A 22,838-nucleotide genomic window follows, 5' to 3' on the forward strand; every position below is an offset into this window, starting at 1 on the left:
CAAACGGTTACTTTTGGGATTTCCCGAGCCGCCGCTGCTGTTCCAGCCAGACCAGCAGCACGGAAATATCGGCGGGCGATACGCCGCTGATGCGGCTGGCCTGTCCCACAGAACGCGGGCGGATCTTCGACAGCTTTTCCCGGCCCTCGTCCCGCAGGCTTGGCACTTGCTGATAATCCATATCCTCCGGCAGCAGTTTTTCCTCCAGCTTTTCCATATGTTCTACCTGCTCCTGCTGCTTTTTGATATAGCCTTCATAAGTAATGGAAATTTCCACCTGCTGACGCACCTCCGGCTCAAGCTCCGGCAGGCTGAAAACGGTCTGCAATCCGGTGTACGTAACATCCGGCCGGCGCAAAAGCTCATAGAAAGTCGTGGCGTTGCGGATCGGCTCAATACCGGCTTCACTGAGCTTCTTCCTGATTTCCTGCGTGGGATTGATGGAATTCTTTTTCAGATACGCCATGGCGTCCTGAATGGCTTTCTGCTTTTTTGTAAAGCGCTCCCAGCGCTCATCCGATACAAGTCCCACGCGGCGCCCCATCGGCGTCAGGCGCTGATCGGCATTGTCCTGTCGCAGCAGCAGACGGTACTCAGCCCGGCTCGTCATCATACGATACGGCTCGCTCGTTCCCTTCGTCACCAGATCATCGATCAGCACGCCGATATAAGCGTCGCTGCGCTTGAGAATCAGCGGTTCCCCGCCCCTGACCAGCATAGCGGCATTAATCCCGGCGATGATGCCCTGAGCCGCGGCCTCTTCGTAGCCCGACGTACCGTTGGACTGTCCGGCGGAGAAAAAGCCCTTTATCGTCTTAAATTCCAAGGTCGGGCGCAGCTGGGTCGGGTCGATGCAGTCATATTCAATCGCATAACCGGCGCGCATGACATGCGCATGTTCCAGCCCCGGTATCGTATGCAGAAAAGCCAGCTGGACATCCATCGGCATGCTCGTCGACATGCCCTGAACATAAACCTCATTCGTATGCAGCCCCTCCGGCTCAAGAAAGAGCTGATGCCGCGCCTTGTCCGGAAAGCGCAGGATCTTCGTCTCGATGGACGGGCAGTAGCGCGGCCCGATTCCCTCGATGATGCCGTTGGCCATCGGCGCGCGGCTCATATTGTCCCGCAGAATCTTATGCGTCGCCTCATTCGTATAGGTAAGCCAGCATGGCGTCTGCTCGCGCGTCGTCACATCGCTCATGAAGGAAAAATTACGGCACGCGTCGTCCCCCGGCTGCTTTTCCATTTTATCATAATCCAATGTGCGGGCGTCGACCCGGGCAGGCGTTCCCGTCTTGAACCGCATCAGCCGGACGCCCGCTTCGCGCAGGGAATCCGAAAAGCGCAGCGCGGCGCGCTGTCCGTTCGGACCGCCCGTATAGGTATGCTCGCCGACGATGATGCGCCCCCGAAGGTATGTTCCGGTTGCCATGACGACGGCAGCAGCCTTATAGATCTCGCCGGTCTCCGCCTGAACGCCCGTCACTTTGCCGTTCTCGATAATCACCCGGTCGATGAGAAGCTGCTTGACGTCGAGATGCTCCGTATTCTCGCAGGTTTCCTTCATCATAAATTGATAGCGTTTCTTATCCGCCTGTGCGCGCAAGGCATGAACGGCCGGCCCTTTTCCCGTGTTGAGCATGCGGAACTGGATGCACGTCTTATCCGCGTTGATTCCCATCTCGCCGCCCAGCGCATCGACCTCCCGTACCAGATGGCCTTTGGCCGGTCCGCCTACAGACGGATTGCACGGCATCATGGCGATATTATCCATCGACAATGTGACCAGCAGCGTCCGGCAGCCGATTCGCGCAGCGGCCAGCGCAGCTTCCACGCCGGCATGTCCCGCGCCGACGACGATGACCTCATATTCTCCCGCTACAAAAACATTTCCCTCTTCGCAGTCCAAAAGAATCCCCCCTGCCCATAACAATATGCTTCACCCGGATTACTTCCCGATGCAGAATTTCGAAAAAATTTCCTGAATAATATCCTCGCCAACCGTCTCGCCGGTCAATTCACCCAGCGTTTCCCAGGCCGACCGAAGATCAATGGAGATGAAATCCAGCCCCATCTCCGCTCCGATGGTGCGCAGCGCAGCCGCCAGATGCCCATCGGCCCGGCGCAGGATCTCCGCTTGCTTCGCATCGTTGACGAATCCACCCTCGCCGCCTTCCTCGCTGCCATGATAGACCCGTTTCGCGATGGCCGCTTCCAGCTTGTCCAGCCCCTCGCCGGTCGCCGTGGAAAGAGGAAATACCGGCAAATCCGTCCGATCCCGTATCATCTCATCCGTTGTAACAGCGGGAAGATCCGATTTATTGAGCAGAACCATCGCCTCTTTGCCGCGGATCAAGGAAAGAATCTCCTCGTCCTCCGCCGTGAGCGCCTGCGACCCGTCAAACAGGGCCAGAATCAATCCTGCCTCATCGGCATACGCTCTGGCCCGGCTCACGCCGATTCGTTCGACCACATCATCGGTCTTTCTTATCCCCGCCGTATCGATGATACGCAGCGGCACGCCGCCCACATTGACGAATTCTTCAATCGAATCGCGTGTGGTTCCCGGAATATCCGTCACAATGGCCCGTTCCTCGCGCAGCAGCACGTTCATGAGCGAGGACTTGCCGACATTCGGCTTGCCGATAATCGCCGTCAGCAGCCCGTCTTTCAGGATGCGTCCGGTCTGGGCCGTATCGAGCATCTTCCTTATTTTATTGCGTATATCAACCACTTTTTTTTCGATGGCATCGGTCACAACCTCATCGACTTCATCCTCCGGAAAGTCGATAGCCGCTTCCAGATGCGCGATCATGCCGAGAATATCCCGGCGCATCGCCTGAATCTGGCCGGAAAACCGGCCGGTCAGATGGCCTGCCGCCATTTTCAGCGACCGCTCGGTTTTCGCGCCAATGAGATCCATGACCGCCTGCGCCTGTGACAAATCCAGCCGCCCGTTCAAAAAGGCGCGCTTGGTAAATTCGCCGCGCTCGGCGCTGCGCGCTCCGGCCCGCCAGGTCAGGAAAAGGGTCTTCTGCAGCGCCACAGCGCCGCCATGACACTGCAGCTCCACCACATCCTCCTTCGTATAAGAATGGGGCGCCTTCATCACCAGCGCTATCGCTTCGTCCACGACCGCGCCGCTTTCGTCTACAATCCGGCCGTATACCGCCCGCTGCGTTTCCGTTTCAGCGAGTGTTTTGCCGCAAGCCGCCCGGAATACCGCATCCGCCACGGACAGAGCCCTTTCTCCGCTGATCCGGACAATGCCGATCCCGCCTTCGCCTCTGGCCGTAGCAATCGCACTGATCGTTTCCGCCTGCTGCACCATATCTCCCTCTTTCCTGATTAGTAGAAAAGGGCAGTCTCAATCATGAGACAGCCCTTTCACAGCTCTCTGTTTCCAGCTTCCTATTTTACTTTATCCTGCAGCAAATCTGTACAAAAGCGCGCTCTTCATACAGACCTGCTTAACTCTTAATACTCCTGCTGCTCGCCGCGGCTGAAATCACGGCGGCGGCGGCGCTTCGGCGCAATCACCACATAGCGGCGCGGCTCATCGCCGGCGCTGTAGGTAATGACCCGGCGATTATCCTGCAGGGCCATATGAATGATTTTGCGTTCATGCCGGTTCATCGGTTCAAGATGAACTTCCTGACCGATGCGGCAGGCTTTTTCTGCCAGATGGCCGGCCAGACGGCTCAGAGTCTCCTCACGACGCGAGCGATAGTTCTCCACATCGAGAACGATGCGGACACGGTCTTCGGAAATCCCCCGGTTTGCCGCCAGATTGGTCAGATACTGCAGAGCGTCCAGCGTCTGACCGTGCTTGCCGATCAATACGCCAAGATTCTCCCCGTCCAGACAGAACAGCACGCCGTCCTCCGTATCGCGGCGCGTCAGTGCAACCGTAAGATTCATGGCCGAAAAAACATCCTGCAGGAATTTGATAGCCCGCTGCACCTGATCACCAGCCTGTCCCGGATCCAAAGCGGAAGACGCCTGCGTCTCTTCCGCAGCCGCGCGCTCCTCCACGGCCTGATGTGACGGTGTCTCAGCACCCGATACAGCCTTTTTCCGCACGCGTATCCGTGCGGGCTTTACGCCAATCAGCCCGAAAAGCCCGCGAGAGGGCTTTTCCAGTACCTCATACTCCACGTCAGCCGCTTCGGCGCCAAGCGTTTCCAAGGCCTGCCGGAGCGCCGCTTCGACTGTTTTCCCCGTTGCTTCTATTACCTCTGCCATATCAGGCAGCCTCCTTCTTCTTATCCTCATCGCGGTACATCCACCATTGCTGGGCAATCTGCACCACATTCATCGTAACCCAGTACAGCACCAGTCCGGAAGGGAAATTCAGACTGATCCAGCCGATGAACAGCGGCATGACCGTCATCATGATCTTCATCTGCTGATTCATCTCTGTCGTGGTCATTTTCTGCTGAAGGAAGGTCGTCAGCGCAGAAAGAACCGGCAGGATATACAGCGGATCCGGAGCGGACATGCTTGGAAGCCATAAGAACTTCGCCGCCTCCTCCGACGGATAGCTGAAATTATACAGCGCATAGTACATCCCCATCAGAATCGGCATCTGAATGAGCAGCGGCAGACAGCCTGCCAGCGGGTTGACGCCAGCTTCCTTATAAAGCGCGCCGACCTTCTGCTGCATAACCTGCGGATTGTCCTTATACTTTTCCTGAATTTTTTTCATCTTCGGCGACAGTTCCTGCATCGCCTTCATCGACTTGACCTGCTTGACGGTCAGCGGATAAAGGATCATCTTGATAATGATCGTCAGAAGAATAATCGCCAGACCATAGCTGCCGATACCGGCCAGATCCGTAATCGAATATAATGCCTCAAGCACGAAGTGCAGAAGATTCTCAATCGGTGTAAACAAAGTGCCAAAAAAGCCCACGCCATCACGTCCTAATCTAAAAACTCAAACCAACAACATCTATGGAACAGGGTCGTAGCCGCCCTCATGAAAGGGATGACAGCGCAGGATCCGCTTTATGGCCAGCCAGCCGCCGCGGCGCACCCCGTATTTTTCTACTGCAGTCATGGCATACTCCGAGCAGGTCGGAACATACCGGCAGGAAGGCGGACTCAGCGGCGAGATAAACGCCCGGTAAAAACGAATGCCCGCGAGTATTGCCTTCTTCACGCCTTATTCCCTCTTTTCTGCGAACCTTCCTGCAAAAAAATGCCCGCTTTCCGGCCCAGAGACAAAAACGCGTCTTCCACCACATCGCATTTCACGCCCGTCATGGCCTTCCGACCGACAAGCAGCAGAGCCAGCCCCGGCCGCACGAGATCCTGATGCTTCCGGTAGCTTTCACGCAGCAGGCGCTTGACCCGGCTGCGGACCGCTGCACAGCCCAGCTTTTTCCCGGCGGCAAAGCCAACCTTTCCGTCAAGCTGGTCCGAAACAAAGACATACAGGACAAAATACCGGTTTGCATACGAACGACCGGCGTGATAAACCCGCTGAAAATCGCTGCGGCGCTTCAGCATCCGTTTTCTCGGTAAGGTAAACATTCCGTCTTTCCACCAAATCTATATCAATGCGTATTGCTAACAAAGAAAAAGGCCACCGCGTCAGTGACCTTGCCTTGAATTTATGCCGAAAGCTTCTTTCTGCCGCGCTGGCGCCTTCTCTTCAGAACGAGACGGCCGCCTTTCGTCTTCATACGCTCGCGGAAGCCATGAGTCTGTTTTCTCCAATGGTTATTCGGCTGATAAGTCTGTTTCATTCGCTGAACACCTCCTTTATCGCAGTCTCTACGGATTTTCTGTCCGCCGAAACGGCTGCAACAGAATACTTCGCTGTTTCACGCTCAGGCGGAGGCATCCTCCGCACTAAGACTCAAAATAAATTATAGACTACGCCCGATAGCGTGTCAAGATTTTATCCAGTTCATTTCCCGCCATTTGTGTGGATAAAATCACCATAATCCTCGTTTGTCCACGGAAAAACTGTTGATAACTTTCGTCGATTTTGATAAGATATTGTTGATTATTGTGCGGAAAACTCCACAGGATGCAAAATACTCTGCGTTTTTCTTACAGCGCTGTCCATATTTCCTGCCTCTTTCCTCAAAACTGTTTCTGGTTATCCACACCTGTGGATAATAATGTGGATAAAAAAATTCACCTGTGGAAAATTTTTCTTCATAACTACATAACTAACATACTAACTAACGCAGAAAGGGTTATTTTACATGGAGCAATCACAGTTGCAGGCTGTCTGGGAGCAGATTCTCAATAATATGAGAGATCAGCTCGCCGGTTCCGCCTTCAAATGGCTCGATCCGGTCCAGCCGCTCTCCCTGACCGACTCCGAACTGGTCCTCGGCACGCAAACCGGCATGGCCAGGGATTGGATTACCAGTCACTATCTCACCATTTTGGAAGACGCCGTCACCGCCGTCCTCGGCAGCCAGCGCAAAATTACAATGAAAGTCGTTGCTCCGGAAGGCGGAGAAGCAGCGAACACGGAGCAGAAGGCCGCCGAGCCGGTAAAACGCGGACGCCGGGAAAAAGAAAATCCCGATCAGGTCACGCTGTTCCATGACGGGCAGACTCCTGCGGCGGACAGCGGCGAGATGCACATTGTCGCCGCAGGCGACAGTTCTTCGCTGAACCCGAAATATACATTCGATACCTTTGTGACCGGCAGCTCCAACCGCTTTGCCCATGCCGCGGCCATGGCCGTGGCCGAATCTCCGGGAAAGGTATACAACCCGTTCTTCATGTACGGCGGCGTCGGCCTTGGTAAAACACACCTTATGCACGCCATCGGCAACCGCGTCCTGCACAACCACCCGGAAATGCGCGTGCTTTATGTATCGAGCGAACAATTCACCAACGAAATCATCCGCTCGATTCAAGAAGGCACCGCGGAAAAATTCCGGCAGAAATACCGGAACATCGACGTCCTTCTCGTCGACGATATCCAGTTCCTGTCCGGCAAAACCAGTACGCAGGAAGAATTCTTCCATACCTTCAACACACTGCATGACGCGCAGAAGCAGATCATTTTATCCTCCGACCGGCCGCCGCGCGAGGTAGAACGTCTGGAAGACCGGCTCCGCTCCCGCTTTGAGTGGGGCCTCATCACCGATATTCAGGCGCCGGATCTGGAAACGCGTATCGCCATCCTCAAAAACAAGGCGCAGCTGGATCATTTCAGCGTACCCAACGACGTCATGGTCTACATTGCCAGCCGCATCGACAGCAATATCCGTGAACTCGAAGGAGCGCTTACGCGCGTCGTCGCCTACGCCTCCCTGATCAAAAAACCGGTCACGACCGATCTTGTCACCGAAGCGCTCAAGGACGTATTCCCGAACAGCAAGACAAAGGAAGTAACCATGGAGGTCATTCAGGAAATCGTCGCCTCCTACTTCAAGATCCGCATCGAAGACCTTCATGCGAAAAAGCGCACGCGCACGATTGCCTACCCGCGGCAGATCGCCATGTATCTCTGCCGTGAACTGACCGATACTTCTCTGCCGCAGATCGGCAATTTCTTCGGCGGGCGCGACCATACGACGGTTCTGCATGCCTGCGACAAGATCACCAAGGAAAAGGAATCGGACCGCAAGCTCACAACCATTCTGAACGAACTCATCGAACGCATTCAGAAAATGTAACCGCATTCGTCAGAATTTACCTGAACGTGGATAACCCTGTGGAGAATCATATGGAAATCCTGTCAACAGATTGTGGATATCGAAAGGGGAGATTATTCCAGTGTATTCTGTGGATAACCTCCCCTCTTGTTATGAACACATTACCCACAGACGAGCCGTTGATAACTACGGCTCTCCTCCACCTTATTCACATTTCCACAAGGCCTACTACTACGACGGCTATTTCTTTAAAAAGATTACAAGTCATATAAAATAAAAGAGAGGACCATCAAAATGAAACTTTCCTGTGCCAAAAACGAACTGGTCAACGCTCTGCAAATCGTATCCAAAGCCGTGGCCAGCAAACCGCAAACTCCCATTCTGTCCGGTATATACCTCCGGGCAGAAGCCGGTGTTTTAGAGCTTCAGGCCACAAATTATGAGATCGGACTCGTCAGCCGCATTCCGGCCGAGATCGAAGAACCGGGACAAATCGCGCTCTCCGGACGATATTTTCAGGAAGTTGTCCGCAAGCTGCCGGGGGATAATGTCGATATCAGCTTCAACCGGGAAGAAAAAATCGTACATATTCGTTCGAATCAGGCCAATTTTACCCTGCTCAGCATGAATGCGTCGGAATTTCCCACGGTCAAACCCGTTGAGGGCACGCTGCAGTTCCAGATCAAGGACAACATCCTTCGTTCGCTCATCAAAAAAACTGTTTTCGCCTGCGCTTCGGATGAATCGCGCCCGATTTTTACCGGCTGCTATCTGGAAGTGAACGATACAAAAGTAACGATGGCTGCGACAAATACCCACAGGCTGGCTGTGCGTTACGAGACCTTCGACCAGCCGATTGGCAGCATCAAGATCATCATTCCCTCGCGCATTCTTCAGGAACTTCTCCACAATATGACCTCGGAAATCCCGACGGATGTCACGGTGACCTGCTCCTACAATCAGATCAGCTTCGCCTTCGACAATCTTTATATGACCTCCCGCCTGATCGAGGGCGTATTCCCGGACTACCGCCGCGTCATTCCGCCGGAATTTGCAACGTCCGTCACGCTGAACGCCGCGGAATTCAGCTCGGCCGTCGACCGTGTTTCCCTGATTTCCCGCGCCGGAGACTACAACATCATCAAGCTGGAATTTGCAAACAATCAGGTCCACATCACGTCGAACAACCCGGACATCGGCAACGCCGAAGAAGCGGTTCCGGCTTCCATTGAAGGGCCGGAGCTTACCATCGCCTTCAACGCACATTACATCATTGATGTGCTCAGGAACATCGACAGCGAAACCTGCCAGATCCGGCTGAATCAGCCGCTTTCTCCGGCAGCGGTCCGCGAACAGGGCGATGAAAATTATATCTACATTGTCACGCCGGTTCGCACCGCACATTGAAGAAACGGGAGGTTTTGCACATGGAAACCGTAGATATCGCCATTGAGACCGAAGAGATCCAGCTGGATCAGTTTCTCAAATGGGCCGGCGTCGTATCGTCCGGCGGCGAGGTCAGGGCTTTGCTGGAACAGCGGCTCATACGCCGCAACGGCGAGACGGAAAGCGCCCGCCGCCGCAAACTTCATGTCGGAGACCGGATTGAAATCGACGGCATGGGGGCCTGGCGGGTAACAGGAGGTCCTCAATGACTCCTGACCGAACGGGAGATTAGAAAAAATGGATATATGTTCTATTTCACTAAGAAATTATCGGAACTATTCAGAGCTGGACCTGACCTTTGACCGGAACATCAATGTATTCCTGGGACAAAATGCGCAGGGCAAGACCAATATCATCGAAGCGGTTTCCTACGCTTCACTCGGACGATCTCATCGGACGCATACGGATCAGGATTTGATCCGCTGGGAGCAGCCGGGCGGGACGATAAAGCTGGAGTTTGAGCGGCTTGGCGTTGAAAACCGTCTGGAATTTCAATTCAGCCGGGAAAAGCGACGCCGCATCCTCCTGAACGGTCATCCGATACGGCCGAAGGAGCTCGTCGGCAGCATCAATAGCGTTCTGTTCTCTCCGGAAGATCTGTTTCTCATCAAGGGAGCGCCGGCTGGTCGCCGGCGCTTTTTGGACGGCGAGATCTCTCAGGCCAGTCCGTCCTATTATCATGAACTGCAGCAATATACGCGCATCGTCACGCAGCGCAATACTTTGCTGAAACGGATTCGGGAGCGCCGGGCCGATCCCGGCATGCTGGATCTTTGGGACGCGCAGCTGCTCGAACATGCTGTGAAGATCACGCAAAAGAGGCTGGAAGCCGTGAAAAAGCTGAATATGCTGGCCAATCTCATGCAGCGCCGTTTGTCGGGCAGCAGGGAGAATCTGTCGCTGGCTTATGAGATTCACGGCTCCGAGGGGCAGGATGTGACAAAAGACCTCGCTTCATGGTATAATAAAGAGCTGAAAACACATCGTGAGCTGGATATTCTGCGCGGCGCTACGGGCAGAGGGCCGCATCACGATGATCTTATTCTATCTGTTAACGGCGTCAACCTGCGTTCTTTCGGATCGCAGGGACAGCAGCGCACCGGCGTTTTGTCGCTGAAGCTTTCCGAGCTGGAGTTTCTGCGCTCGGAAACGGGGGAATATCCGATTCTTCTATTGGATGATGTCATGAGCGAGCTGGATGCGGACCGCCGCCGCCAGCTGATGGAGTTCATCCGGCGCGAGCATATTCAGACGATGATTACGGCGACCGATGCAGCGTATTTCCCATCCGAGCGGATCGGGACGTATTTTCTGGTGCGGGAGGGCCGGATCGAGAGGGAATAGTATGGCAAAGCGTACACCGGGGCTTGAACCGGTCACATCCGTGATCCCGCGCTGGGTTCACGGCAAGGGACGGCCCTTTGAAAAAAAATTCTTTGCGCACTGGGTGATTTGGCACTGGGAGGATATTGTCGGCAGCTACAATGCCCGTCAGGCTGAGCCGCAGGGCATACGAAATGAGATCCTTTATCTTTACTGCTGGAATTCGGTTCTGCGCAACGAGCTACAGATGATGCAGGCGCGGATTGTGGATCAGGTCAATCAATATGCCGCTTGTCCGCTGATCCGGGGCATCGCTTTCAGCCGCCGCTGGGAACAGCCGGAAAGCGACGGCATCGGCGAGATACGCATCGCGCATCAGCAGAAGGAATATGACTGGGGACGCCAGCGGAAGCGCATCGCGCTTTCCGAGGAGGAGCAGCGGGAAGCGGCCGCTCTTGGCGGCGGTGCGGAAGATACGGATATCCGTGAAAAGGCGCGTATTCTTTATGCCAGACAGCTTCAAATGAACCGGCTTCGGAAGGAGCGGCAGTGGCGTCCCTGCGCGGACTGCGGCAGGCTTTGTCCTCCGGAGCAGGAGCGCTGCATGTCCTGCCGCAGCCGTCGGCAGGAAGAACGGGCCGCAGCGGTACGTCAGGTGCTGCGCGATATTCCGTGGGCGCGGTGCGGAGAGGTCCGGGAGTATGTTCCGGACTGCACACCGAAGCTTTTAAACGAGCAGCGGGCCGCCATGGTTCAGCAGCTGGCTTCGGAGGTGGACGTCCGCGATACGTCCAGCCTGAAGGCGCGGAATCTTGTCATGCTGTACCGCTGCCTTCCGCCGGAGCAGCTGACTGAGGAAGAAATGGCCCGCACGCTGTACCAGCTGAGGTTCAATCTGCACCGGCCGAAGGATTATAAGGCACCAAAGCGTTATTCGGTCATCCCCTTGGGAAAGAAAGACAGGAGAAAAAGCTGATGTTTCTTCATCTGGGCAACGGGTTTTCCGTGCGTACAAAAGACATTCTTGCCATACAGAGCAGCGAGGTATTCCGGGACGGTCCGGGAAAGGAAATGCTGGACCGCCGGATGGCGGACGGCAGCGTCGTAAACGCGCTGGATCCGGAGGATGAGAAGGCGGAAGTCAAGTCGCTGATTCTTACGGCGCATAAGATATATCTGTCCGCGATTTCGCCGCTGACGCTGAAGCGGCGTTCTGAGCTGGCTTTTCAAAGCACGGTTCCTTTCCGGGAATCGGGCCGATGACGGGACGATAAGGCAGATTGTGCCTTTTTGGAATGATGGGAGCGTAGAATTTTCATGGCAAACAACAAGGAAACGAAGAACATAGATCTGACTCCGGCGGAGCATACGGAACCGATGGACGAATTCGCCGACAAGGATCTGGATACGACAGGCGTTGAGATCCATACGGATGAGAGCAGCGCCGCCGTCACGGCGGTAGAGGCCGATTATGGTGCCGATCAGATTCAGATTCTGGAGGGACTCGAAGCTGTGCGCATGCGTCCGGGCATGTACATCGGCAGTACATCGGAGCGCGGACTGCATCATCTGGTCTACGAGGTCGTCGACAACAGTATCGACGAGGCGCTGGCCGGTTACTGCGACCGCATCGACGTGACCATTCACAGGGACAACAGCATCACGGTCGTCGACAACGGCCGCGGCATCCCTGTCGATATGCACGAAAGCGGAAAACCGGCCGTAGAGGTCGTGCTCACCGTTCTTCACGCGGGCGGAAAGTTCGGCGGCGACGGTTATAAGGTATCCGGCGGTCTGCACGGCGTCGGCGTGTCCGTCGTCAACGCGTTGTCTACCTCTATGGATGTTCAGGTCAAGCGCGACGGGAAAATTCATGAAATTTCCTTCCGGCGCGGCGTGACGCAGCATCCGCTGACGGTGACCGGCACCACAGAGGAAACGGGGACGCGCGTGCATTTTGTCCCGGATCCGGAGATTTTTTCGGTCACGACCTACAGCTATGAAACCCTGCGCCACCGCCTGCGCGAGCTGGCTTTTCTGAACCACGGCATCACGATTTCCCTGCATGATGAGCGCGGTGAAGCGCTCCGCAGCGAAACGTTCCATTTCGACGGCGGCATCAGCTCTTTTGTCGAGCATCTGAACCGCAAAAAAGAGAAGCTGAACCCGGAGCCGATCTATTTCAACGGGTCAAAGGATGATACGGTGGTCGAGGTCGCTTTGCAGTACAACGACAGCTATCAGGAAAATATTTATTCCTTTGTCAACAACATCAATACCGAGGAAGGCGGCACGCATCTGGCCGGATTTAAGCTGGCGCTCACGCGCGCGGCCAATGACTTTGCCCGCAAGCAGGGGATTCTCAAGGATAAGGACGGCAACCTTTCCGGCGACGATGTGCGCGAAGGGCTGACCTGCGTCATTTCCCTGAAGATTCGCGATCCGCAGTTTGAAGGACAGACGAAAACCAAGCTCGGCAACAGCGAGGTACGCGGCATTGTGGATTCCATCGTGACTGAGGGTCTGGCCGAGTATTTTGAGGAAAACCCGGTCATTACCAAGAAGATTATCGAAAAGGCGATTATGGCAGCCCGTGCGCGCGAGGCCGCGCGCAAGGCAAGGGAGCTTACGCGCCGGAAAAATGCGCTGGAGGTGTCCAGCCTGCCGGGCAAGCTCGCGGACTGCTCGATCAAGGATCCGGAGCAGGCCGAAATCTATCTGGTCGAGGGCGACTCGGCGGGCGGCTCCGCCAAGCAGGGCCGTGACCGCCGCTTTCAGGCCATCCTGCCGCTGCGCGGCAAGATTTTGAACGTCGAGAAAGCGCGTCTCGATAAGATTTTCGCGAATGCGGAGATTCGGACCATGATCACGGCCTTCGGCACTGGCATCAGCGAGGATTTCGATCTGGCGAAGCGGCGCTACGGCAAGATCATCATCATGACCGATGCCGATGTGGACGGAGCGCATATCCGCACGCTTCTGCTGACGTTCCTGTACCGTTACATGAAGCCACTGATCGAGCACGGTCATGTGTTTATCGCTCAGCCGCCTCTTTATCAGATTCGCAAGGGCAAGAAGCACTGGTATACCTACAGTGATGAAGAACTGTCCAAAAAGCTGGATGAGATCGGACGGGACGGCATCACGGTTCAGCGCTACAAAGGTCTTGGCGAGATGAATCCGGAGCAGCTCTGGGAGACGACGATGGATCCTGAGGGTCGCACGATGCTGCGCGTCGATATGGAGGACGCCGAGGAAGCCGACGAGCTTTTCACCATTCTGATGGGCGACAAGGTCGAGCCGCGCCGCCAGTTCATCGAGGAAAATGCCAAGCTGGTGCGCAATCTGGATATCTGATCGGAAAAGGCAGGGAACATGCTATGATGGTCAAAGTGAATTTTCTGTGGCTTCTGCTGATTGCCGGCGGACTGCTTGTCCTTCTGGCTGTCCTCTACTATCGTTTGACCCGGGAGAGAGAACGGCTGGGCTTTTACCGGCGCGTCTGCGAGGATATGAATTTTTACTTCATGCGCTACGATATTCTCCGGGACATGGTTTCTCTGTCTGCTCCGGCGGCTGCGATGCTGGGCCTTGAAAGTCCGGTGCGGAATTTCTCGCAGCGGGTCAAGGAAGAGGGCAGCAGGCCCGGTCTGCCGCTCTATCCATTGGATCAATGCCTGCGATCCTATGAAAAGGACCGGTTTATCAAGGTAAGCCGGGACGGTCAGCCGGCGCACCGGCTGCAGCTCCATGCCTACATTTTCCGGGATAGTCGGAATCGGGCCAGACATGTCGTAGGCATGATGATGGATGTCACCCATCAGTTTCATAAAGAGGCGAAGCTGACCGTCAAGGCGGAGATGGATGGTCTGACCCGCCTTCATAACTCCGGCACCTGCCGCCAGTTCCTTGAGCGCACGATCGGGACGAGCGGCCGCGCCTTGTTTATCCTGATGGATGTGGATAATTTCAAATCCGTGAACGATACCCTTGGCCATCAGGCCGGCGATCTGGTTCTGACGGTCGTCGCCAATGCGATGCGCAAGGTCATGAAGGGACGCGGTTTTCTCGGCCGTCTGGGCGGCGACGAGTTCTGCTGCTATATTCATCTTCTCGAAGCGGAAGACGATGTCGACAGACTGTGCGACGATCTGAACCGCAAAGTAACCGAAATGTGTGAAGAAGAAAAGATTGCGATGCGCATTACGCTGAGTATCGGCGCAGCCATTCTGCAGGGATCTATGACTTACAAGGATGCCTATGCCAAGGCGGACAAGGCATTGTATCAGTCCAAAGAGCGCGGCCGGAATACGTATACGATCCTGTCCTGAACGGCCGCTCAAGGCGCAGTGCGCAGAAAGGAAACGAACATGCTCCAGGCGTTTCGGCTGAAAACGAGACGGAACAAGGCAGGCTGGCACAGATTGATGGCGGTCTGCCTTGCCTTGCTTTTTATGCTTTCTCCGGCCGGCTATGTTCATGCCGAACGGAAAAATGTCCGTGTTGGTTATTCCAGTTCGGGAAGCATGCTTTACCGGAATGATGAGGGAGATTATCGCGGCTATGATGTGATTTATCTCTACGAAATTGCGAAATATACGAACTGGGATTTTACGTTTGTGCCCTACGACAAATGGAATGAAGCCGTGCGGGATCTGGAGCTCGGCAAGCTGGATCTGCTGCCGACCGTGCTGAAAACACCAGCGCGGGAAAAGACGCTGCTGTTCCCGCTTCATCCGATGGCCAGCACGAACGTCGCGCTGGTCGCGCCGAAGAATGATACGAAATATACATACGGCGATATTTCCGGGTTTCAGAATGCGGTGATCGGCGTCCGGGAAAATACCGTGGACACCAGCGCCTTTATCAAATGGGCTGCGAGCCGCGGTCTGAACTATCAGATGAAGGTTTATCCGGACCGCGGGCCGCTGATCCAGGCACTGGATCAGGGAGAGGTGGACCTTATCGCCACTTCCTATTCCGGCAGCGTGCAGCAGTATCCGGTCGTGGCGGAATTTTCCCCGCAGCCGATGTATTTTGCGGTAGCTCCGGGCAGGACGGATCTTGTGGCGGAGATGGACGCCGCAGTCAATCAGTCGATGCTTTACGATCCGAGCTTCAATGACCGGCTGATGACGCTGGCCAATCCGTACCGCTCGGCGAATCGCCTGCGGTTCAGTCAGGAGGAACAGGAATACATCGATCAGGCGCCTGTCCTGCGCGTGACGATGATGCGCGACGGCGCTCCGTTCTCTTACGAGGAAGACGGCGTCATGAAGGGCGTGCTGCCGCAGCTCCTGCAGGATGTCGGCCAGAGTACGGGACTGTCCTTTTCGATCGTCCCTGTCGATACGATAGACGAGGCCGTCGACGCGGTCCGGACGGGCAGGGCGGATATCGTCGGGCGCATCGCCATTGATCCCTACTATGTCCGGGAGCTTGGCCTGCGGGCGACAACGCCGTATTATCAGGAAAAGACCATGCAGATCGCGCGGATCGGCAGGGAGATTCAAAAAGCGGGCATCATGCCGGGAGCGCGGGAACAGCTGCTTCAGAATGACACGGTCCCTCAGGATCTGGACTATGAGACATATGAAAGCATATCCGAGTGTCTGAATGCCCTGGAAAAGGGCGATGTCGATGCGGTGTTCTGCGATATGGCTACCGCGACTTATTTTGGCAATGTCCTTCATCGGCGCGAGTTCCAGCTCAATATTATTGACTCCTCGACTTACGGGCTGGCTTTTGGTCTGGACCGGGACGCCGATCCGCGCCTCGGGCGTATTTTGGACCGGACGCTGCAGGAGATCGTGCCGCTAAAGATGCCGCAGCTGCTCCAAAACACTTACGAACATGCGCCGATATCGGCTGCCAATATTTTTGACCGTCTGTCGGCGCTGCAGCTGACCGGGATTTTCCTGCTGCTCCTTCTGGCACTGCTGTTCTTCGGCTACGCGAGCTTCAATCTATGGCGCAAACGCGGCATGGAGTTCCGGGTGGCCGAGATCGAGCAAAGCCGCCGTCAGGCGTCCATGCAGCTGGATATCGAGCGTCATGCCAATCAGGCCCGTAAGGGATTTTATCAGTATCTGGACATCAGTTTGGCCCAGCCGTTAAAGCAAATCATGAAAAAATCGCTGGATCATGGCGGGCTGAGTCCGGACAGCGAATATCATGAGTTCTATCAGCTGGCCAGCCGTATTCAGGAGTTTCTGCTGGACGTGCGCATGCTGAATCAGATCGAAGGCAGCAAGCCGTCCCTGAACTGGGAAACGCTGGCCTGTCGGGAGTTCCTCGAGGGACTTTGCCATACGGTGGACAAAACGGCAGAGCGCAAGGGCGTCACGTTTGCCACGGATTTCAGCGGCATTGGGGATGAAATGATCATCGGCGAGCGGCGCAGCATTTCCATGATTATCATACGGGTGCTGTCCTACCTGATGAATTATACGCCGTCCGGCGGCACGCTTCTCCTTTCCGGCAATATTTCTCAGGCATACGCCGGACGCAGCGTTCTGATGCTGAATGTTCAGGCGCCGGCAGTTCATCTCAGCGATGAGCTGCTGCAGCATATTCACCGGCTTTTGGAAAGCGCGCAGTCGAAAGATGCGAGTATTTATGACAGTTTTGCCGACAGTGACTGGGGCTCGCTGGAAGAGCGGAAAATGCTGCTGCGCGTAGCGATTTTGCAACATATCATCTCGGAAATCGGCGGAGACTGGTCCATACAGCAGGATGGCAGCTGCGGAACGCGCATAAGAATCGAGCTGTATTTTGATCTGGCCTGAGGCTCTATGACGGCCGGGGAAAGCGAGGAGAGAATTTTGGATTCATTTTTTGCCGGGATGTTCAGTCCGGAGTGGCTGGCTTCGCTTTCCGGTATTCTGCTGCTGGATTTGCTTCTGTCGGGCGATAATGCAATACTTATCGCGCTGGCCTGCAAAAATCTGCCGGCACATAACCGGCGGAAAGCCATTGTGGTCGGTGGGCTCGGCGCCGTTTTGATCCGCATTACCTGTACCTTGTTCGCTACAGGGATGCTGGCCGCGCCTTATATCGAGGCAATCGGCGGAGCGGCGCTCCTTTACATTGCCGTGCGGCTCGTCACGGAGCAGCAGGGCGGCGCGCAGGACGAGACGGCCGCTCCGGTCACCTTCGGCGCGGCCGTCCGGACGATTTTGATTGCCGACTTCATCATGAGCATCGACAATATCCTGTCGCTGGCCGGACTGGCCAACACCGTGCCGGAAGGAAAATGGAGCCTGATTATCTGCGGCCTTTTGATTTCCATCCCCATCGTCTTGTTCGGCGCACAGGTTTTTCTGATGATTATGCTGAAGATTCCGGCGCTCGTCTACGTGGGCGCGGCCATTCTGGGATGGACGTCGGCTGAGCTCATGGTCAGCGACAAGGCGGTTGGCGCCTTCCTGCTTCCCTATGAAACGGGACTGAAAATACTGTTTGTCCTCGCTGTATTGCTCATCGGCTGGCGGATCAACCGCCAGAGAGAAGCTCATCGCTGAGCAAAGTCTCATCAAAGGGGCAGCGATAACATATATTGGGTACAAGGAAATCGGAAAAGGAGTGGATGAACGATGAATAACCTCAAAACACTTATGCTTATGGTCCTTTTGGCCGCGATCATGATGTTTATCGGCGGTCTGGTTGGCGGAAAAAGCGGACTTATGTTCATGCTGATTTTATCGCTTGGCATGAATGTCTTTTCGTACTGGTTTAGTGATTCGATGGTTCTGCGCGCCTATGGCGCTCAGGAAATCACCCGCGAAGACGCTCCGCAGCTCTATGGACTGGTGGAAAAGCTGGCGGAAAATGCCGATCTCCCCATGCCGAAAGTCTGCATCATCAACTCAGATGTGCCAAATGCCTTTGCCACGGGGCGCAATCCGGATCACGCGGCTGTCGCTGTCACGACCGGCATCATGAACGTGCTGGATTACCGGGAGCTGTCCGGCGTGCTGGGCCATGAGCTTTCCCATGTCAAAAACCGCGACATCCTGACTTCGACGATCGCCGCCATGATGGCCGGCGTGATCACCTATGCCGCGCAGTTTCTGGCCTTCTTCGGCAGCTCGGACGACGAGGACAGCAATCCTGTCGCTGCGCTGGCCATGGTTATTCTGGCGCCGATCGCCGCCATGCTGATTCAGATGGCTATCAGCCGCTCCCGCGAATACGAAGCCGACCATGACGGAGCCGTCATCTGCGGCAATCCGGATGATCTGGCCGACGCACTGGAAAAGATCGAATATTACGCGACCCACTCCCGCCCGATGGAAGACGCAACGCCGGCCACCGCGCACATGTTCATCATCAATCCGCTCAAAGGATCCGGTAAAGCGGTGATGGACTTGTTCCGCACCCATCCGGACACCGCCGAACGCATCGCCCGCCTGCGCGAACAGGCCGCGCAAATGCGCCGGAGATAAAGAAAAACGAAAAGCAGCAGAAGCATGTTTGATGTTTCTGCTGCTTTTTCTATGCGCACGTTTTGTTTTGTAGGAAATTTTCTGCTGGTATGGTATGATTAAAAACAGTGTGCGGGATGAAATGGGGGAAAGAACGTGAAAGCAGTTGTTTTTCATCATTATGAGCGGTTTAAAAGCATCTTTCAGACTTTTGTGCGGGAAAACCTTTGCTGGATCAGTTTATTTATGGTCTGTTCCATGCCGAGTGTTTTTTCGAATGTGGGTTATGTGCTGAAATATCCGAGTCCGGCTGCAGATATAGCCAGTATGGTACCAGTATGTATCTTAAAGTCCTTTACCGAAAGCATTCTTCTGGCCTGGGTATGCAGCCGCCTGCCGAGAATCCCGGCGCGGAGCATCGTGATCGCGACCGTCTTTTTGGCATGCTGCGATCTGGCTGCTTTAAAAGAATATCACTTCGTTTTGTCCGAAGGACTGCTGCAGGCTGTGATGGCAACGAATCTGCAGGAATCGAAGGAATATCTTTACACCTATCGTGAGGAGCTGATTCAATCGGTCCTGATGGCGCTGACCATCGGCTGGGTTATGTTTCAGGCCGTTTTCTATGGAATACGCCGGATCAATCAGGACAGGCGTATTCCATAGAAAACGGCCTGATATTGGGCGCAGAAGCCTTTCTGTATGTTACGTTATACTGGGGAAGTCTGCCGGGAATCAGCATTGCCTCGGCACGCTGTCTGGCTATCTTGCCGAAAAGCGCCGCGGAGCTTTCGGCTTATCGCGATCTGCCCGGCCGCATCTGTGAGGATCAAAAGAAACTGACCCGCATAGACAAGGAGGTTCCACATGTCGTTTTTGTGCTGGGAGAGTCGGCCAGCCGTCATCACATGGGACTTTACGGCTATGATCTGGACACGACGCCGTATCTTTCGGCCCGGGAGGCCAACGGGGAATTGACGGTCTTTTCCGATGTTATAAGTCCGCAGTCGGTGACGATTCTCTCTCTGGAACGGTTGTTTACGTTTTATCATAATGAGTCCGGGGCGGATTCATGGTATCATTACGGCAATTTATTCGGCATATTGCGCAAGGCCGGGTACCATACAGCATGGCTGTCCAATCAGGAAACCGGCGGCGTATGGGGAAATGTCGGCCGGTTTTACGCGGACTGCTGCGATGCGCAGGCTTTTGTGAAACGACGCGATTCGCTAAGTAAGAAGGTATCAGCGGAGTATGATGAACAGCTTCTGCCGCTGTTTGATTCGCTTCTGCAGGACGAAAAGCAGGAGCCGTATGATTTCACGGTCATTCATCTGATGGGCTGTCATGCCAATTATGCCAGCCGTTATCCGGAATCCTTTGCAATCTTTCAGTCAGACGAGGAGAGCGCGGATACAGAGAAGAAGAGACAGGCCAGAGCGGAGTATGACAATGCCGTGCGGTATAACGATTATATTCTGGATCAGATCGTCCGCCGGCTGGAGCAGGAGGACGCGGTTCTCATTTATATCTCCGATCATGGGGAAGAAGTCTATGATGTGGGCGATTATATGGGACATTATACCAATGGTTCCTTTTATCAACTGGAAATTCCGATGCTGATCTGGACTTCCGCTTCGTTCCGCCGCCATCATCCCGAAACCTGTCAGCGGATCGAAGCGGCTAAGGACCGGCCTTATATGACGGATGATATGATTCATACCTTGCTGGACCTGACCGGCGTGGCTACCGATGAATATGACCCCGACCGCAGCATCATCCATCCCGATTTTCACGCAGACCGTCCGCGTATTTTCAACGATAAAGTATACCGGCGGGACTGGGCGGAGAAAAAGTCCTTTTAACCTTTGGCGAAAGCGGTGCTGTTCCCGCGGAGCAGGGCGTTCCAGCATCGACAGGAAGGAGTGCGTTCACAGCCAGGCGAGGAACAGCGCGGTGATGGTGAAGCCGGGGCCGTAGGGAAAATAGTCGCTGCGTTTTTTGCGGCCTGTGATAAGAAGGACGAGCGCGGCGAGGCCGCCGAGAATCAGGCCCGAGACGGCGATGGCGGTGAGGCCTTCCGTACCGGCCCAAAGGCCGAGTGCGGCGATGAGCTTGATGTCTCCACCGCCGATGCCGCCGCGGGTCAGGATGGCCAGCAAAAGAAACAGGCCGCCGCCGGCAAGAGCGGCGAGCAGGTGATCGGCGGCCGGAAGTCCGGCAAGAACCGTATGGAGCAGGCCGATCACGGCAAAGGGGAGCAGCATCCGGTCAAAGATCACCTGCTGTTCCCAATCGGTCATAGTGAAGAGGAGCAGAAAAAAGACAAAGAGAAGCAGCAAAATCAGGCTGGACGGCGGCAGTTCCGGATGGCGGATGATGGTCAGAGCGCCTGCCGCGAGAAAGGTGCAGCCGGGAAAGCGGCGCAGAACGCAGCGCTGGTCTGTTTGCTCCGGATGGCTGAGGATAGACGGATCGCGGCGATAGCGGCGGCTGATCCATCGGCTGCCCGCACGGCCGAGCAGCAGGGCGGGCAGGCTTAGGAGAACAAGACGGATCACGGCGCCGGTTGTGATGGATATCATGGGAATCATCTCCTGTAAATGATTGGCGAATCGTAGCTTGTTTTCTTCATTTTAGCAAAAAGAAACGAAAAAGAAAACGGTTGGCGATGAATCCATTGGGACGTATGGTCCAATGCCCGATAAAGAATAGAAATAAAAAAATATAAACGCAGGACTTTTTGCGTATGTTTTGCGCTTTGTAGAACGGTTTCAGGCAGGAACTTTATTGTTTTATGGTATTTTTCCTAAAATTAAACGAGATTTAGTTGAAATAAAGAGTGGGGTTCATTATAATATAACTATATTTTTGTCATATTAATGAAAAAATAATATTTTTGTTTATGTGGGAGAAATAGGACTTTTAGCTATCGTTGTAGGACACAGGGGGGATGTCTGGCATGGGTAAAGGACCGTCATTCATCCAGCGTATTCAGGCACTGACGGACAGGCTGTCTTATCGCCAGTATCTGATTATCATGGGCGGGGTAAGCCTGCTGCTGGGAATTGTGGTGTTTTTTTGCTACAGCAGTCTGAAGAGCGACTTCAGCAGTACCAAAAAGGATAAGGAACCACAGCTGGTACAGGTCGTGGTAGCGAAGCAGGATATTCCGCAGCGCGAGACGATCCGGGACGATATGATCCGGGTGGTTTCGATACCGGCCGAAGCGGCTCCGCCGGGAGCGTTCCAGTCAGCAAGCGAAGCGGTCGGCCAGCCGGCCAGCGTCCCGATTCAGCAGGGCGATGTCCTGACGAATAAGAAAGTTCTGGTGGATCCCCGCATGGCAGGGTTTACGGGCATGATTCCACCGAATTGCCGCGCTATTACGATAGCGATCAATGATGTGACCGGAGTAGCCGGCTTTGCACACCCTGGCGATTACGTGGATGTGATGGTCATTCGTGGTGATAAGAGCAAAGGCAAGGTTTCCGGCGAAATTCTAATGCAGAATGTCCTTCTGCTTGGCGTCAACAAAAGAGGAAACGATACGGCGCGCGTCAGCAATACGGGAGGCAAAGACGACAGCAAGGACAGTAAAGACGGCAAAGAAGCGAAGGCGAAAGACAGCGGAGCGGACGTGAATGCTTCGCAGGATACGATGGCCAACGCTACATTGGCCGTGACGCCGGAAGAGGCGCTGAAGCTGGCCGTCGCCGCTCAGAACGGAACGATCTATCTGGTGCTGCGCCCGTTTAAGCCGAATAATATGTTCGTGGTCGGCACGGAATATTTCCAGTTCAACGATACGGAAAAAACAGCCACGGCTCCTGCAGCGGCAGCTCCGGCAGCCCGTTCTTCTGCGCCGGTTTCGGCGCCGGCACCGGCGCAGAGCTATACGCCTGCGCCGAGACCAGCCGCTCCTGTCAGTCCGTCGGTCCCAAGCTATAGAAATACCATTGAAGTGATCCGGGGAACCGATTCTAGCACAGTAGGAGTGAACTGA

General features: G+C 55.0%; 22 protein-coding genes. 14 read left to right on the plus strand and 8 right to left on the minus strand.

Translation table 11 applies throughout. From position 1 onward, the window contains the following. Nucleotides 1-7: 7 nt before the first annotated feature. The 7 genes from mnmG to rpmH form a co-directional block, all read right to left on the minus strand. Nucleotides 8-1,912, minus strand: a complete 1,905-nt coding sequence (mnmG, locus tag FYJ78_RS05165; protein ID WP_154620333.1) for a tRNA uridine-5-carboxymethylaminomethyl(34) synthesis enzyme MnmG — start codon at nucleotides 1,910-1,912, stop codon at nucleotides 8-10. Nucleotides 1,913-1,951: 39 nt separating this feature from the next. Continuing rightward, the gene (gene mnmE / locus FYJ78_RS05170; protein WP_154620334.1) at nucleotides 1,952-3,334 is read right to left on the minus strand and encodes a tRNA uridine-5-carboxymethylaminomethyl(34) synthesis GTPase MnmE; all 1,383 of its coding nucleotides are present in this window, start codon (nucleotides 3,332-3,334) and stop codon (nucleotides 1,952-1,954) included. A gap of 146 nt (nucleotides 3,335-3,480) precedes the next feature. Next, on the minus strand, nucleotides 3,481-4,248 hold the full coding sequence (gene jag / locus FYJ78_RS05175; RefSeq protein ID WP_154620335.1) for an RNA-binding cell elongation regulator Jag/EloR: 768 nt from the start codon (nucleotides 4,246-4,248) through the stop codon (nucleotides 3,481-3,483). Between the two features lies 1 nt (nucleotide 4,249). After that, complete coding sequence (locus FYJ78_RS05180) at nucleotides 4,250-4,918, minus strand: YidC/Oxa1 family membrane protein insertase (RefSeq protein WP_328597641.1); 669 nt, start codon at nucleotides 4,916-4,918, stop codon at nucleotides 4,250-4,252. A gap of 39 nt (nucleotides 4,919-4,957) precedes the next feature. Then, nucleotides 4,958-5,167 carry a membrane protein insertion efficiency factor YidD gene (gene yidD, locus FYJ78_RS05185; protein WP_328597642.1) on the minus strand — a complete coding sequence of 70 codons (210 nt, stop codon included), beginning with the start codon at nucleotides 5,165-5,167 and terminating at the stop codon, nucleotides 4,958-4,960. Next, nucleotides 5,164-5,541, minus strand: a complete 378-nt coding sequence (gene rnpA / locus FYJ78_RS05190; protein WP_154620336.1) for a ribonuclease P protein component — start codon at nucleotides 5,539-5,541, stop codon at nucleotides 5,164-5,166. The genes yidD and rnpA overlap by 4 nt, the downstream gene beginning before the upstream one ends. Before the next feature lie 80 nt (nucleotides 5,542-5,621). Next, nucleotides 5,622-5,756, minus strand: a complete 135-nt coding sequence (gene rpmH, locus FYJ78_RS05195; protein WP_075429623.1) for a 50S ribosomal protein L34 — start codon at nucleotides 5,754-5,756, stop codon at nucleotides 5,622-5,624. A 468-nt stretch (nucleotides 5,757-6,224) separates the two neighbouring features. Between rpmH and dnaA the strand changes: the two genes are divergently transcribed. The 13 genes from dnaA to FYJ78_RS05260 all read left to right on the plus strand — a co-directional run bounded on the left by dnaA (nucleotide 6,225) and on the right by FYJ78_RS05260 (nucleotide 20,697). Then, nucleotides 6,225-7,658: a chromosomal replication initiator protein DnaA gene (gene dnaA, locus FYJ78_RS05200; protein WP_154620337.1), complete on the plus strand. Its 1,434-nt coding sequence runs from the start codon at nucleotides 6,225-6,227 to the stop codon at nucleotides 7,656-7,658. A gap of 273 nt (nucleotides 7,659-7,931) precedes the next feature. Further along, entirely contained in the window at nucleotides 7,932-9,044 is a 1,113-nt protein-coding gene (dnaN, locus tag FYJ78_RS05205) for a DNA polymerase III subunit beta (RefSeq protein WP_154620338.1), read from the plus strand. A gap of 20 nt (nucleotides 9,045-9,064) precedes the next feature. Beyond that, nucleotides 9,065-9,292, plus strand: coding sequence for an RNA-binding S4 domain-containing protein (locus FYJ78_RS05210; protein ID WP_154620339.1), 228 nt, complete (start codon nucleotides 9,065-9,067; stop codon nucleotides 9,290-9,292). 28 nt (nucleotides 9,293-9,320) lie between these two features. After that, nucleotides 9,321-10,427: a DNA replication/repair protein RecF gene (recF, locus tag FYJ78_RS05215; RefSeq protein WP_154620340.1), complete on the plus strand. Its 1,107-nt coding sequence runs from the start codon at nucleotides 9,321-9,323 to the stop codon at nucleotides 10,425-10,427. 1 nt (nucleotide 10,428) lies between these two features. Then, a complete protein-coding gene (locus FYJ78_RS05220) occupies nucleotides 10,429-11,382 on the plus strand; it encodes a DciA family protein (RefSeq protein ID WP_195847875.1) in 954 nt (317 codons plus the stop codon). Beyond that, a complete protein-coding gene (gene remB, locus FYJ78_RS05225; RefSeq protein WP_154620342.1) occupies nucleotides 11,382-11,669 on the plus strand; it encodes an extracellular matrix regulator RemB in 288 nt (95 codons plus the stop codon). Before FYJ78_RS05220 ends, remB begins: the two co-directional genes overlap by 1 nt. 114 nt (nucleotides 11,670-11,783) lie before the next feature. Next, nucleotides 11,784-13,763, plus strand: a complete 1,980-nt coding sequence (gyrB, locus tag FYJ78_RS05230) for a DNA topoisomerase (ATP-hydrolyzing) subunit B (protein WP_408014423.1) — start codon at nucleotides 11,784-11,786, stop codon at nucleotides 13,761-13,763. A 23-nt stretch (nucleotides 13,764-13,786) separates the two neighbouring features. Continuing rightward, complete coding sequence (locus tag FYJ78_RS05235) at nucleotides 13,787-14,737, plus strand: GGDEF domain-containing protein (RefSeq protein WP_154620344.1); 951 nt, start codon at nucleotides 13,787-13,789, stop codon at nucleotides 14,735-14,737. 39 nt (nucleotides 14,738-14,776) lie between these two features. Continuing rightward, on the plus strand, nucleotides 14,777-17,194 hold the full coding sequence (locus FYJ78_RS05240) for a transporter substrate-binding domain-containing protein (protein ID WP_154620345.1): 2,418 nt from the start codon (nucleotides 14,777-14,779) through the stop codon (nucleotides 17,192-17,194). A gap of 36 nt (nucleotides 17,195-17,230) precedes the next feature. Beyond that, nucleotides 17,231-17,929: a YjbE family putative metal transport protein gene (locus FYJ78_RS05245; protein ID WP_235899858.1), complete on the plus strand. Its 699-nt coding sequence runs from the start codon at nucleotides 17,231-17,233 to the stop codon at nucleotides 17,927-17,929. A 72-nt stretch (nucleotides 17,930-18,001) separates the two neighbouring features. Beyond that, the gene (htpX, locus tag FYJ78_RS05250; RefSeq protein ID WP_154620346.1) at nucleotides 18,002-18,853 is read left to right on the plus strand and encodes a zinc metalloprotease HtpX; all 852 of its coding nucleotides are present in this window, start codon (nucleotides 18,002-18,004) and stop codon (nucleotides 18,851-18,853) included. A 135-nt stretch (nucleotides 18,854-18,988) separates the two neighbouring features. Further along, nucleotides 18,989-19,498 carry a phosphoethanolamine transferase domain-containing protein gene (locus FYJ78_RS05255; RefSeq protein WP_154620347.1) on the plus strand — a complete coding sequence of 170 codons (510 nt, stop codon included), beginning with the start codon at nucleotides 18,989-18,991 and terminating at the stop codon, nucleotides 19,496-19,498. A gap of 14 nt (nucleotides 19,499-19,512) precedes the next feature. After that, complete coding sequence (locus FYJ78_RS05260; protein WP_154620348.1) at nucleotides 19,513-20,697, plus strand: phosphoethanolamine transferase; 1,185 nt, start codon at nucleotides 19,513-19,515, stop codon at nucleotides 20,695-20,697. Between the two features lie 66 nt (nucleotides 20,698-20,763). Here the strand turns inward: FYJ78_RS05260 and FYJ78_RS05265 are convergent, their stop codons facing one another. After that, nucleotides 20,764-21,417, minus strand: a complete 654-nt coding sequence (locus tag FYJ78_RS05265) for a prepilin peptidase (RefSeq protein WP_154620349.1) — start codon at nucleotides 21,415-21,417, stop codon at nucleotides 20,764-20,766. Nucleotides 21,418-21,794: 377 nt separating this feature from the next. Here FYJ78_RS05265 and cpaB point away from each other — a divergent pair, with 377 nt between their 5' ends. Beyond that, on the plus strand, nucleotides 21,795-22,838 hold the full coding sequence (cpaB, locus tag FYJ78_RS05270; RefSeq protein ID WP_154620350.1) for a Flp pilus assembly protein CpaB: 1,044 nt from the start codon (nucleotides 21,795-21,797) through the stop codon (nucleotides 22,836-22,838).

This window comes from Wylensekiella montiformis (genome assembly GCF_009697385.1).
GTDB classification, from domain to species: Bacteria; Bacillota; Negativicutes; order Selenomonadales; family Selenomonadaceae; genus Selenomonas_A; species Selenomonas_A montiformis.